The 12471-nt window shown below is 43.1% G+C and carries 17 protein-coding genes; 12 read left to right on the forward strand and 5 right to left on the reverse strand.

All coding sequences use genetic code 11. The features are described 5' to 3' along the window. Positions 1 to 74: 74 nt before the first annotated feature. From QT987_RS01640 to QT987_RS01695, 12 genes are all read left to right on the forward strand, one after another. Positions 75 to 2141, forward strand: a complete 2067-nt coding sequence (locus tag QT987_RS01640; RefSeq protein WP_333236706.1) for an FtsK/SpoIIIE domain-containing protein — start codon at positions 75 to 77, stop codon at positions 2139 to 2141. A 32-nt stretch (positions 2142 to 2173) separates the two neighbouring features. Next, positions 2174 to 2416, forward strand: coding sequence for a hypothetical protein (locus QT987_RS01645; protein ID WP_333236708.1), 243 nt, complete (start codon positions 2174 to 2176; stop codon positions 2414 to 2416). Between the two features lie 13 nt (positions 2417 to 2429). Next, the gene (locus QT987_RS01650) at positions 2430 to 2843 is read left to right on the forward strand and encodes a CdiA C-terminal domain-containing protein (RefSeq protein ID WP_333236710.1); all 414 of its coding nucleotides are present in this window, start codon (positions 2430 to 2432) and stop codon (positions 2841 to 2843) included. An 11-nt stretch (positions 2844 to 2854) separates the two neighbouring features. Next, positions 2855 to 3238 (forward strand): hypothetical protein, encoded by a 384-nt coding sequence (locus QT987_RS01655; RefSeq protein WP_333236713.1) that lies wholly within the window; start codon positions 2855 to 2857, stop codon positions 3236 to 3238. A gap of 55 nt (positions 3239 to 3293) precedes the next feature. Beyond that, positions 3294 to 3833, forward strand: a complete 540-nt coding sequence (locus QT987_RS01660; RefSeq protein WP_333236715.1) for a Uma2 family endonuclease — start codon at positions 3294 to 3296, stop codon at positions 3831 to 3833. Between the two features lie 189 nt (positions 3834 to 4022). Beyond that, positions 4023 to 4520: a DUF29 domain-containing protein gene (locus QT987_RS01665; protein ID WP_333236717.1), complete on the forward strand. Its 498-nt coding sequence runs from the start codon at positions 4023 to 4025 to the stop codon at positions 4518 to 4520. Between the two features lie 162 nt (positions 4521 to 4682). Continuing rightward, positions 4683 to 5864, forward strand: a complete 1182-nt coding sequence (locus QT987_RS01670; protein ID WP_333236720.1) for a GTPase — start codon at positions 4683 to 4685, stop codon at positions 5862 to 5864. Between the two features lie 284 nt (positions 5865 to 6148). Continuing rightward, complete coding sequence (locus tag QT987_RS01675; RefSeq protein WP_333302361.1) at positions 6149 to 6694, forward strand: Uma2 family endonuclease; 546 nt, start codon at positions 6149 to 6151, stop codon at positions 6692 to 6694. Positions 6695 to 6938: 244 nt separating this feature from the next. Further along, positions 6939 to 7256: a 2Fe-2S iron-sulfur cluster-binding protein gene (locus tag QT987_RS01680; protein WP_333069026.1), complete on the forward strand. Its 318-nt coding sequence runs from the start codon at positions 6939 to 6941 to the stop codon at positions 7254 to 7256. 57 nt (positions 7257 to 7313) lie between these two features. Next, positions 7314 to 7505, forward strand: a complete 192-nt coding sequence (locus tag QT987_RS01685) for a hypothetical protein (RefSeq protein WP_333145037.1) — start codon at positions 7314 to 7316, stop codon at positions 7503 to 7505. Next, positions 7502 to 8728, forward strand: coding sequence for a DUF3326 domain-containing protein (locus QT987_RS01690; RefSeq protein ID WP_333236723.1), 1227 nt, complete (start codon positions 7502 to 7504; stop codon positions 8726 to 8728). Before QT987_RS01685 ends, QT987_RS01690 begins: the two co-directional genes overlap by 4 nt. A gap of 46 nt (positions 8729 to 8774) precedes the next feature. After that, the gene (locus QT987_RS01695; protein WP_333236725.1) at positions 8775 to 9368 is read left to right on the forward strand and encodes a CPBP family intramembrane glutamic endopeptidase; all 594 of its coding nucleotides are present in this window, start codon (positions 8775 to 8777) and stop codon (positions 9366 to 9368) included. 223 nt (positions 9369 to 9591) lie between these two features. Here the strand turns inward: QT987_RS01695 and QT987_RS01700 are convergent, their stop codons facing one another. The 5 genes from QT987_RS01700 to QT987_RS01720 are packed head-to-tail and all read right to left on the reverse strand — an operon-like array spanning position 9592 to position 12414. Continuing rightward, positions 9592 to 9996, reverse strand: coding sequence for a TIGR02588 family protein (locus QT987_RS01700; RefSeq protein WP_333236727.1), 405 nt, complete (start codon positions 9994 to 9996; stop codon positions 9592 to 9594). Further along, the gene (locus QT987_RS01705) at positions 9993 to 10850 is read right to left on the reverse strand and encodes a TIGR02587 family membrane protein (RefSeq protein ID WP_333236729.1); all 858 of its coding nucleotides are present in this window, start codon (positions 10848 to 10850) and stop codon (positions 9993 to 9995) included. Before QT987_RS01705 ends, QT987_RS01700 begins: the two co-directional genes overlap by 4 nt. A 46-nt stretch (positions 10851 to 10896) precedes the next feature. Further along, positions 10897 to 11850, reverse strand: coding sequence for a WD40 repeat domain-containing protein (locus QT987_RS01710; RefSeq protein ID WP_333236731.1), 954 nt, complete (start codon positions 11848 to 11850; stop codon positions 10897 to 10899). A gap of 60 nt (positions 11851 to 11910) precedes the next feature. Beyond that, on the reverse strand, positions 11911 to 12150 hold the full coding sequence (locus QT987_RS01715) for a DUF2283 domain-containing protein (RefSeq protein ID WP_333236734.1): 240 nt from the start codon (positions 12148 to 12150) through the stop codon (positions 11911 to 11913). Positions 12151 to 12162: 12 nt separating this feature from the next. Then, the gene (locus QT987_RS01720; RefSeq protein WP_333236736.1) at positions 12163 to 12414 is read right to left on the reverse strand and encodes a hypothetical protein; all 252 of its coding nucleotides are present in this window, start codon (positions 12412 to 12414) and stop codon (positions 12163 to 12165) included. Between the last annotated feature and the right edge of the window lie 57 nt (positions 12415 to 12471).

Below are 12471 nucleotides of genomic sequence, written 5' to 3' on the forward strand. Positions count from 1 at the left end.
TTATGTACCAATTCATCAAAAAACTTAGGGATTAGAAAATAAAATAATTCAATAAAAAAAAATACTAAACATACATGGCGCACATTTTTCCTCTGTATTTTCTGATTCCAGAACTACCTAACCTCAACTCTCAAAAGTATATTGAGCCATACGGCAATCAAGTTCGTCAGTCAATCGCAGACTGTCAGCGCGGACTTTTGCAGCATTTTCTCAGCTTAGGCAACACAAATGGCTTAACGCTTTCTCTCCGTTACTTTTATGACCCAAACAACTCTCAACATGAACGGTTAAAAATTTACTTTATCTTCAATTATTTGTACAATGATTCTCAACAATTAAATCTAATCAGGGAAGAAATAATCAGTTTTATTCAAATTTCAAATTTAAGCATTTTTTACAATTTTGATCTATTGCCTGAGTTAAATCAATGTCAAGATTTGGGATGGGTCAACCATATTGGAGAAGCTCTGAAGCCGGAAGAATTCAACTCGCAAGGCTACTATGTACCTTATTTATTTGAAGCCAACAAAAATAACAATATGTTAAATATGTGTGATATCCTAAATCGATTAAATGAAAAATTTTTACTAGAAATCACGCTGCAAGTCTGTCAAAAATCAGAAGATAGGTCAGAGTTAGCTAAAGCACTCACTCAGATGATACCTCAACTGCAACAGGTCACAAGTCATCGCAGAGATATCTTTTTTGAGAGAGCATTAAGCATTTATCAGCACTATCAAACTACCTATCTGCACAGCAACTTATTTAAGTACAGTATTAAAGCACTAGCACAAACCAGAAGTAACATCCGCCCTGTTTTAATGGAATTAGTAAGAAGTGCAACATCAGTCCAAACTCACGGAGAACAAGACTGTGTTGAAATCGTGAGTCGTGATATGGATACTCAAAAGTTCTTGAAAAATTTAAAATCTACTGAAAATGTAGAGATTTGCACGGCTATCGAACGGAAAGGCTGGCAAGGTGACTTTGAGGATAAGTCGATCAGACAACCCGTAAAACCTAAGAGCAACAATAATGAATTAGGTGACGGATCTACCGATGTTTATCTGAAGCCATTTACTTCTTATCTCGCAGATTTTAATAACGCCGCTTTACCACCATCATCAAGAGGAGAAATTGTAAGATCGTCACCTTCCGGCATCACTCAATCTTTTAGTAGTTCTGGGAAAAGTCCTCTAGCCCAGATCAAAGACCTTAAACCCTTACACCGCTATGCAACGCTAGAAGAAATTAGCGGATTTTTCCGCATTGTTATTCCTGGTAAAACTCCAGTTCCGGGTATTCCTCAAGAACAACCTCCCGTGTTCAAGCCAACTGCTGAGGATATATTTAGACAATACGGTCACACAATCAAAGGAGATAAGTATATAGTTGGTCTTACTGATGATGGGAGTGTCGTGTATTCTGATTGGAGTTCGATTGCCCATCGTTTAGTTGCTGGTCTCACTGGTTCTGGCAAGACAATTTTTTTATTCTGGGTAATTTTTCAATTTCTCTATGCCGAACCTCAACGACAAGTTTATGTACTCGATCCCAAAAAGCAGTTCCTTTTATTAAAAAAAGCAGGAGTTAATATTCATGTAGAAACAGAACCAGATAATTATCCTGATTTTCTCAAGGAAATATACGACAAAGAATTTGATAGAAGGAAAATTTTAATCTATGAAGAAGTAGGAGTGGATGATATTAAAGAATTAAAAGAGTTTGGTTATGAAGAGCATCGAATTCTTGTGATTGTCGATGAAGCTGCTAGAATAGAGAATATAGATCGCGATCTGAGAGAAGATACTGAAAGATATTTACAGGAATATGCTACTCAAGGTCGCTCTCTGGGAATTCATTTAATCTACTGTACGCAAAGACCGATTAACTTAATTGACCCTCAAGTAATAGAACAACTCGATGAGAGAGTTATTTTCAGAGTTTCGGAAGGAACAAGTGAGCATCTTTTAGGTAATTTTATGGCTGCTAGAATTCCATCTGGAAACAGAGGTCAGGGAAGGGCTGTCATCCAGAATGAAAATGGTGTTAACTTTGTAAATACTCCTGAAATTAAAAGACCAAAACCTAACCTTCCTGTGTCTGATACACTTTGGGGTAGGCTAACAAACAAAAGATAAATAGTTGTAAACAACCCTTGGAGGTACAAGCCATGTCATCAGTTGAAGCCAGGATTGAGGAGTTTCAGAAAATGTTGGTCAAGTTGCGGGAGCAATTTGACCAAGTAGAGTCTTCAACCAAAAGTATAGATATGACTGCAAAGCGCGATCTAAGCATCAAATTCAAAGGTATCCAGCGAGAGCTTACAGAGTTATCTCGTCAAGTGCGTAAGAGCAGTACAGCAATGGATGAAATTGTCAAAAAATGGAACAAAGAATCTGGAGAATATCTTTAGCTATAAGCCATCTATGAGCAACTATTCTTCAGGCAATATTCCCGGTATTGATGAATCAGAAAGAGCTTTTGGTGAAACCGAAAGAGCGATCGCTGAATTTCTAGAAATAGAGGGAAAAAATGTTAAAGCCTTGGTGGAAAAAACCGATGGAGGTAGAAATCCCGATGCTGAGGTAGATGGAAAACGCACTGAATTCAAAAGTTTGGATGCCGGTGCTACAAGCGCGACAGTAAAAAATCAGATCAACAACTCGATTAGACGAGGGGGACAAGCTAGGGATATAATTATAGATGCTAGGGTGTCTGGGTTGATAGAGGCTGAGGCTGAACGAGGTTTGCAGAGGGCGAAAAATATTACACGCGGAAAAATTGATAGCGTCCGAATTATTGGCGATATCTATGACATCACTTTTACTGAGTTTCAATAAAGGAGGTTTTTATGTCTCGCACACTAGATATTTTTGTAGACTTTCCACAGGACATCGAACATTTAATCAAAGAATTAGAGTTTATATTGGCTCTTAAATTAGAGCTGGTTTCTGATGGCATTGACCACTGGTATGAGTTTCGTGACTCAACAATCACTCTTACAGTAGGAAAGCATGATTTTGAAAATGATAAAGAGCTCAACTTTGAAGAATACCCTTACAACCTATCAATCAGAGCGCTGAACATCTCGAATGAACTTGATAGAAAAAAGTGGCGAGATGAGTTTGCTAGTTATGTTCTCCACAAGTTGAAAACTACCGGCAGGTATCGTTTAATGCTGGTGGATGACTTACAAGTGAAGTTAGAGGAGTTTGCGCCATTGGTGAAGGTTTGATCGAACATCATACAGGCAAGTTCTGAAACCGATTTGTAAAAGCGAGGAAATAACTATGGTCACTGCTACTGCTGTACAGGAGAATTTTACTGTAAAAGAATTCATCACCGAGCCGCCCGACAACATGGAATTGGTAGACGGCCAACTTGTGGAGAAAAATGGAGCCACGCTCAAGCATGGTAAAATTCAATCAAGCCTGGGTTGTGCTTGGGCAAATTACATGATTTCTAGCGGACAAGGTGGAGAGGCTTATGTCGAGGTTCCTTGCCGCACTAACCAACAAATTCGCCGCCCAGATGTCGCTTATCTCACACCCGAATTAGTTGCACAATTTGGCAATCTTGCCACTTTACCCCAAAGTTTCCCTTTAGTTGCCGAAATAGTTTCACCCACCGATATCGCTGAAGATGTCTTTCTCAAAGCACAGGAATATTTAGAATCTAGCTGTCAGGAAGTTTGGCTAGTTTTTCCCGAAAGTCATTTAATATTTGTCATGACTCAAAATCAAATATTGACATTTAGATCCGGCGATACCGCCAGCACCCAACAAATCCTGATCGGTTTTAGCATTGATGTCGATGGATTGCTAGCTTAAACTAAAATTATGAAATCAGAAACTCAGTAGGTTGGGTTGAGTTTACGAAACCCAACACTTTCTGGGATTTGTTGGGCGGAGCATTTAGCGGAGAGTTCGCTGTCGCAGTTCCTGAGCGGAGTCGAAGGGCTACGCAACCTACTACTACAATATTCTTAGGTTGATGACCAAGAAATGGAGTCAAACAAAATGACAACTATCCAATCAATAACAACTGCAATAACATCTCTTTATGAACGTGATTTTTATCTGTGGTTACAGACAACAATCAACTTATTAAAAGAGGGAAAGTTTTCTGAAATAGATTTAGAGAACTTACTAGAGGAACTGGAAAGTATGGGGAGAAGCGATAAGAATGCTTTAAAAAGTAATTTAAGGGTACTTTTGATGCACTTACTTAAGTATAAACATCAGCCAGAAAAACGAACCAATAGTTGGGTATACACCATTCGCGAACATCGTAAACGCATCGGAGATACCTTCAGAACCAGTCCGAGTTTATATCGTTTTTTTGAAGAGATTTTTAATGAATCTTATCAAGATGCTAGGGAATTAGCCGCAGATGAAACAGGTTTATCTATTGCGATATTTCCCCCAGAGTCTCCATTTACTGGAGAAGAAGTTCTTAATCCTGATTTTTTACCGCCTGACAGTGAGCAGCCTGAAAATCCTGAAAATATTGAATAATTAAATCAGATATCCTTTCCAGTGCTTCTGAAATCAAATTGCTACAATATATTTAATACTCCCCTGTCCCCCTCAGCTCGGACTTCGTTTGTATAGCCCCGAATTCTATTCGGTGGTGTTTAATCCAGATTTAATATCCCACCCTTATCGGAGCAAACCGCCATGTCAGACGACTTTTCCTTAGACGAGCTTTTAAATAGAAGTTACTACGCCTTCAAAGACGCAGAAAACCAAGTGGGACAGTGCAATGTTTTAGTCATCGGCAAAACCGGAGTCGGCAAAAGTACCCTAATAAATTCCGTTTTTCGCCAACGCTTAGCAGAAACCGGAGTCGGCCGCCCCATCACTCAAGGCATCCGCCAATATACCAAACCGAATTGCCCAATTACAGTTTACGATACTCCCGGACTCGAACTCAACGCCGAACAAATTAAAGTTATTCAATTAAACGTTGCTAAACTAATTGAAGACCAAAGACTCCTGCACCCAAAAGAACACATTCACGTCATCTGGTACTGCATCAATCACAGCGCCAATAGAATAGAATCTGTGGAGGAAAGCTGGCTAAAAGAAATGGAAGTTAAAGATGTACCAGTGATTTTAGTTTTGACTCAAACTACATCTAAAAAGCCCAGCGAGTTTTTCAAGCAACTGGAACACATGAATTTGCCAGTCAGTCAAATTATCCCCGTCATGGCTGAGCCGGAAGAAATTGATGAGGATTATACAGTAAAATCTCACGGTTTAGACAAGTTGGTAGATGCAACTTTTCAACTGCTGCCGGAAGTAGCTAAAAAAGCTTTTGTTAAAGAACAAATTGCAAATATTGCGCTCAAATCCGATATGGCATTTAAGTATCTAAGTGCTTATGTAGCAGGTTCTGCCATTGTCGGTGCGACTCCTGTACCGTTTGCTGATGCGCCGATTTTGATGACGATGCAAACAGCAATGATTGCTAATATTACTGTAATTTTTGGAATGCCCTTTGATAAGGGATTTATTTCGGCGATGCTGTCGGCTATTAGCGGCGCTGGCGGGGTTACTGCTGTCGGCAGAAGTATTGTTACTAATTTGATTAAAATGATTCCTGGTGCGGGTACTGTTGTGGGCGGTGCTATCTCCGGTGCAACGGCAGCAACTCTCACGCTTGCCCTCGGTTTGGCTTACATTGAAGTGCTTAAAGCTTATATGAAATCTCAAATTAATGGGGAACAACTTTCTTTGCAGCAGTTAACAAAGATGTTTGTGGATTTTTATAAGGATTATGCTAGTTCTGGGCGTAAAACTTTGAAGGATGACAAACCGAATCAACCTAAGCCTCCCAATCAAATTAATATTGAGTAAATTGGGCATGGGGCATGGGGAATGGGCATAGGGCATTGGGTATGGGTTATTTTTTTACTCCAACTGGGATATTGCACCATTCTCAATAAGCCTTTTATGAACAGGCAAGATGCCTGTTCCACAAAGATATTGATTTTCTTGTGGAACAGGCATCTTGCCTGTTGCTGAAAATGGTGCAATATCTCAGTTCCAATCAACTCATTCCCAATTCCCAATTAGCAATTCCCAATTACCCATTACCAATTGATTGCTACAATATGAGTGAGTTCTGCAAAAGGGAGTAAATGGCTATGGTAATGACAGCCGTTTTATCAGAAAATGTTTCTCTAGAAGACTTTATAGCCTGTCCCGCCGATGATATGGAATGGGTGGACGGGCAAATCTCGGAGAAAAATGGTATGACAGTAAAACACAGTCGAATCCAATCAAGACTAGATTATTCTTGGAGAAGTTACAAGATATCTAGCGGACAAGGTGGCGAAGTCTATACAGAAGTTCCTTGTCGTACTGACAGGCGAGTGCGCCGCCCTGATGTAGCTTATCTGACTGCTGAACTTGTTGCTGAATATGGCGATGTTCCTACTTTGCCTCAAAGTCCGCCGTTAATTGCTGAAATAGTTTCTCCTACTGATATTGCGGAAGATATATTTTTGAAAGCACAAGAGTATTTAGATTCTGGTTGTCTGGAAGTTTGGATTGTTTTTCCAGAAAGTCGCTGGATATTGATAATGACTCAAACTCAAAAGTTAACTTTTAACCTGGGTTCTACAGTCAGCACTCAGCTAGTGCTGCCTGGTTTTAGTGTTGCGGTTGATGAGTTGTTGGCTTGAAGGCCAAAAAATAATTAGGTATAAGTGCTTTCTGGCAGAGTTCCGCCGTGAGGTGTGTAATAATTTGTGAAAAAGTCATTGACAAAATGCCGATCGCTCGCCCAGCCAATTAATAAAAAAAATTATTAATAAAAACAGCAGTTGTAAATTTGCACAAAAGCACAAACAGCGGTAAAATACTGATTGCTTTGTTTCCAAATCTAGCGTAAATTCCAATTGGGGAATTAAAACCAATAATTGAAATATGTCTAAGACTTACACTGTTGAATTGATCCACCAAGGCTCTACCTATACCGTAGAAGTACCCGAAGATAAACAAATTCTCCGCGCCGCTAACGACGCCGGCATTGAGTTGCCGAGTTCTTGCAATGCGGGGGTTTGTACTACCTGTGCTGGTAAAATTATTGAAGGTAAGGTCGATCAAGCTGATGGTATGGGCGTTAGTCCCGATCTTCAGGCAGAAGGTTATGTGTTGCTGTGTGTTGCTTATCCCCGATCGAACTTGAAGATAGAAACCGAAAAAGAAGACATTGTGTACGATCGCCAATTCGGTAAATCCTAGCACTAAGCTAAAATTGACCTAAGTACCGTTAGCGGTAAAACCACTATGGATCGCCCTATGACCACCCATTTCATTTCCGCAGAAGTTGACCTCCACGATACCGCCGAGCAACTGCACTCGGCTATTGAAATTGAACTGCAAAAGTACGGCGAACCCCTGCGGTGGGCAGTCACAGACGTGGATGTCGATCGGCAAAAGGCTGTGGTAGAAGGCTACGTGCTCGTGGAAGCATCCCCCGCAACACCGTGAACCCCCGCCCTTTGACAGTGGTTTTGATAGTCCCCACAGGCGTTGGAGCATCGATTGGTGGGTTTGCAGGAGATGCGCTGCCGGTGGCTAGGGCGATCGCCCAAATTTCAGACACCCTGATCACTCACCCCAACGTCCTCAACGGCGCTCAACTTTATTGGCCGATACCTAACGCTCTCTACGTTGAAGGTTACGCCCTTGACAAATTTGCTGCCGGATGCTGGGGACTGCAACCGGTACATCAAAATCGTATCGGCTTAATCCTCGATTCCGCGATCGAACCAGACTTGCAGTTGCGACACTTGCAAGCGGCTGATGCAGCGAGAGCTACATTGGGTTTGAATATAACTGATTGTGTTTTAACCGATCGCCCCCTGCAAGTAGAATTGCGTATTTCTGAATCAGGGGCATCCTGGGGGACGATCGGCAATCCCGACAGTTTATTGCGCGCCGCAGAAAAATTGATCAAACAAGCAAGAGTAGAGGCGATCGCAGTTGTAGCCAGATTTCCCGACGATGAAGGCAGCCTCGCCCTCGAAAACTACCGCCGCGGCAAAGGAGTTGACCCCCTCGCCGGCGCGGAAGCTGTGATCAGCCACCTCATCGTCAGGACGTTTAAAATCCCCTGCGCCCACGCCCCTGCGCTGTCTGCGCTTCCCCTCGATCCGCACCTGTCCCCGCGATCGGCTGCTGAGGAAATCGGCTATACTTTCCTACCTTGCGTCCTTGCCGGCCTGGGCAAAGCTCCCCAATTTGTCACTCCTACTGTGGGACAGGCATCTTGCCTGTCACAGTTTGTCACTCCTGCTGTGGGACAGGCATCTTGCCTGTCGCAGGTATTGGGCGGGCAAGATGCCCGCAGGCAGGTATTGGGCGGGCAAGATGCCCAACCCCTACTCCCCACAAGAGAGAAATTCTATGCAAACAGGCGAGATTTCGAGTCCCAGGGTTTGTGGGCAGATCGAGTCGATGCGGTGGTGATACCCGCCACAGCCTGCGGTGGCAGTGCTATTCTGAGTTTGAGCGGGCGATCGTCCGTACAAATCATCGCTGTCGGGGACAACAAAACCCAGATGCAGGCGACTCCAGAAAAACTCGGAATCAAAGCTTTGCAGGTAAACTCATATTTAGAGGCGATCGGAGTTTTGGTCGCTTTGCGAGCCGGCATCAGTCCAGCTTCCTTGGGTGCAGACATCTCCCCCCTGCGTTGTTTGTCTGACTAAACCCAACAAATCTCAAATCTCAAACCTCAAATCTAAAAGTGATTAAGTGGCAGAAAAAATTCCCGGAAATCCTGAAATTGAACCCTTGACGCGCACCCAAGTTTTAGTAGCAATGGGCGTGACAGCAATTATGTTGCTGGCGGTAGCTAAATTGTGGTTGCTATTTGGATCGGTATCGCTTTTGCCAGTCAAATTGATAGGAATGGACTTGCTCAAAGGAGTTGCGCTCGGACTGGCAATTACAGGCGGTAGTGCGATCGTTTATCACCTCTGGCCTGGTTATCGCCGGAGTGCGGATGTTTACTTGGAAGTAGTGCTCAAACCTTTGTTTTGGCCTGATTTAATTTGGCTGGGACTCCTGCCGGGACTTAGCGAAGAATTGCTATTTCGAGGCGTGATGCTGTCTGCTTTGGGATTGAATGTTACCAGTTTAGTTTTATCGAGTTTTTGTTTCGGCATTCTGCACTTGGGAACCCTGGATCAGTGGCCTTATGCTGTTTGGGCAACGGCTGTCGGATTGCTGTTGGGTTACAGCGTTTTAGCTACTGGGAATTTGTTAGTGCCAATTACGGCTCATATCTGCACGAATTTGATTTCTAGCTGTGTTTGGAAGTGGGAACACAATCTCGTGAAGCGTTAGCTCGATCGTAATTCCAAAGTGATTGAAATCGCGCCTGCGCGGAATATATAGCAATAAATGCCAACGCGCAAGGGGGTTTTGAGATTGAACGAACCGCGAAGACGCTTTCATGCGCGTTCGGCGAAGCCATTTCCGTTCCCCGCAGGGGTTCGGTGAAGGGTAGGGTAGGAAGAGGAAGAGTTCACAGATGTGAAAAGGTTTTAACCGCCGATTTTTATCTGTGTTAAGGCAGTTTGTAACTGCTCGATCGCACAATCAACTCACCTTGACTGGGGTTACGGCTGAAAATAAAAGCTCCTTCTTGAGTTTCGCCGCTTGACAAAAAATCAATTTGTTGATCGCCGGATTCTACAACTTCACCGTTGACGCGCAATTCTGCAATAATTTGCACTGATTCGGCTGTTTCGCCGCCCGTATTAGTTACTGCAAACGGCACGTAAAATTGCCCTTGAGTTTCGCGAACAGGCGTGTTCCGAGTGACAGAAATAACCGGAGGTTCCTGCTTTTTAGTCACCCAGTTGTAGAGTACGAGTCCGATGAGGATAGAAAGGATCGAACAGGCGATCGCAAATGTCACCCATTCAGCAGGAGTTCTTTTTTCATGCTGTTCGTTATTACTTTCACTCATACCGCCAACCTCCCCGCCGCGCCACCAACAGCCGCCGGCAATCCCAATACTAACGTATAGCTCAACCAAAGCGACCACGGGTCGTCAAAAGTGAGTTTTTGGAAGAAAAACATCATAAATGCAGAAGCCGCCAGCGACACTAAATAGGCCATGACAGTTTCGCTGAGGGGACGCTGAAAAATCCCTTGCTGCTGCTGCCGTTTTGCTTGATAAGTAAAGCCGGCTACAAATACAATACCGTAGGAAATTAGCAGCGAAGCGGCGATAATTGCTAATTGCCTAGGTGGCGAAATACCTGCCGCTAGCATGGGAATTTCGTCTGTTGGGGCGATGTTGAAAGCAATGATCATCGCGCCGATTAAAGTAGCGCCGATATCTGCTAAAGTTGGGTTAATATTAGGTTCGCTGTCGCTGTCGGAACTTTGATAGCGATCGCCACTCAAGAAACCGTTGGCCAGGGCTACTCCTAACGCAAACGGCAGGCCTTCAAAGATGATTTTCCCCAAAGTTTCTTGCAGCGGAGTCTCCGGAGTAATTTCCCTGAGCAAAAACAGGACAAAAGCCGCGCAGACAATGCCAATGGCGATCGCTTCTACGGTATCGATTGCAGCATCTAGCCAGCGGATGTCCTTAGTTTTGCGAAAACCTTCTGTGCGAGTCAGCAAGAAAACGACGATAAAGGTAGTTGCGATCGCGATCGACATTTCCGCTGGTTTAGTATACGAACCAATCCACCAAACCTCCATCGTATAAAGCAGCGGAATCCCGAACAAAAAGCCACCCGATGCACCTCGAATGATGTCGTTTAGTTCATTTAACCACTGATTTTTACGCTGTTTTTTTCTCTGGTTCATTTTTCAGTTAAAAGGCCAATTAAAAATTATACAAAATTTCCCGTGCTTATAAATCTCTTTGCCAAATCTTGATAGTATTTTCATCACTTCCACTAACCAGAGTCTGCCCATCCGGGCTAAAAGCCACAGAGTAAACTCCCCATGAATGCCCCAAGAGACTGCAAATTTTATCTCTGGTATCGAGATTCCAAAGTTCGATAATACCAGGTTCCGTACTATCCTCTTCGCTGCCAGAATCCCACCCGCCACTTGCTAAAATTTTCCCATCAGGGCTAAAAGCTAAGCAGAAGTCCCCCATTGAATTTTTCGCAAGAGTATAGATTTCTATTCCCGTGTAGAGATTCCACAGCTTAATAGTTCCCACACAGTGCAAAGTCGCAAAAGTTTCTCCATCGGGGCTAACAGCGATCGCATAAACAGTACCCATACCCTCCTGCCAATTCTTGGTCCAGATTTCATCTCCAGTGGTTAAATTAAAAGCTACTGCACTTAGAGAAACATAATCATCTGCACTGCTACTAAGTAGAATCTTTCCGTCAGGGCTGAATAAAATAGCCAAACTATAAAATACTTCTACTGGCCACTTTAAAGTCCGAATTTCTTCTCCATTTCTAAGGTTCCAAAGTTTGATAGTTGTGTCTTCACTGGCACTTGCCAGAGTCTTCCCGTCGGGGCTGATAACTACAGAAGTAATTATGTCTGAATGTCCGGTGATGGTGTAAATTTCCTCTTTAGTGCTGAGATTCCAAAGCTTGATAGTTTTGTCCTTACTGCCACTAGCAAGAGTTTGTCCATCAGGGGCGAGGGCAATGGATGTAACCCCTTGTGAATGTCCCGATAAAGTGTGAATTTCTTGCCCTGTGTTGAGGTTCCACAGCTTAATTGTGCTATCAGAACTTCCGCTAACTACAGTCTGTCCGTCTGGAGTGATGACAACAGAAGTTACCGAGCTTGAATGTCCGTGAAGGGTGTGTACGCATTGCCAGTTAGTTTGAAGCATTTGATATTACTCCTAGCATTCATCCAGCAACCACATTTTTACTGATTGTTTTCAATGCCATTAAAGTGCAAGCTGAATCTCGGAAGATTCTCCCCAAGCTTCGTTGACAACAATCAGTTTTCCTTGACTATCCGCCCCTAATTGTTGATTGGCATTAAGTAATTCAATTCCATAAATAGTACCGTCTGGGGCAATATCCACATTCATTTGCTCGCTAACCTGGATAGTTTTTACCTGTGCGGTTTTTTCTTGCAGGTATATATAAGCTACGTTGTATCTCGGATCGTAAGTCAGTTTCACGGGAACCTCCTGCTAAAAAAAATTGACAATTACAGCGCTCATCATCCAGTCTTCGTCTTCCTTAGCTGCGATCGCCTCTACTTTCTTCATAGCATAAACTTTTCCCTGCCACTCAGCATTGAAGGAAAAGTTACGCCTAAATCTGGTTCTGCCAAATTGAGCCGGAAAAGTTGTGCCACTTTCAACAGTAGCAATTACTTCTGCCTCAGTTGCACCTCGCTCAATCAATCGCGATCGAGCATGGGGATGTAATCTAACGCTCACGTTGCTATTACCTCCTTTTTGCCTCTTTATTTTTGCACTAACTTAATTCACCACAGC

It is taken from the genome of Microcoleus sp. SVA1B4 (genome assembly GCF_036700545.1).
GTDB lineage: Bacteria > Cyanobacteriota > Cyanobacteriia > Cyanobacteriales > Microcoleaceae > Microcoleus.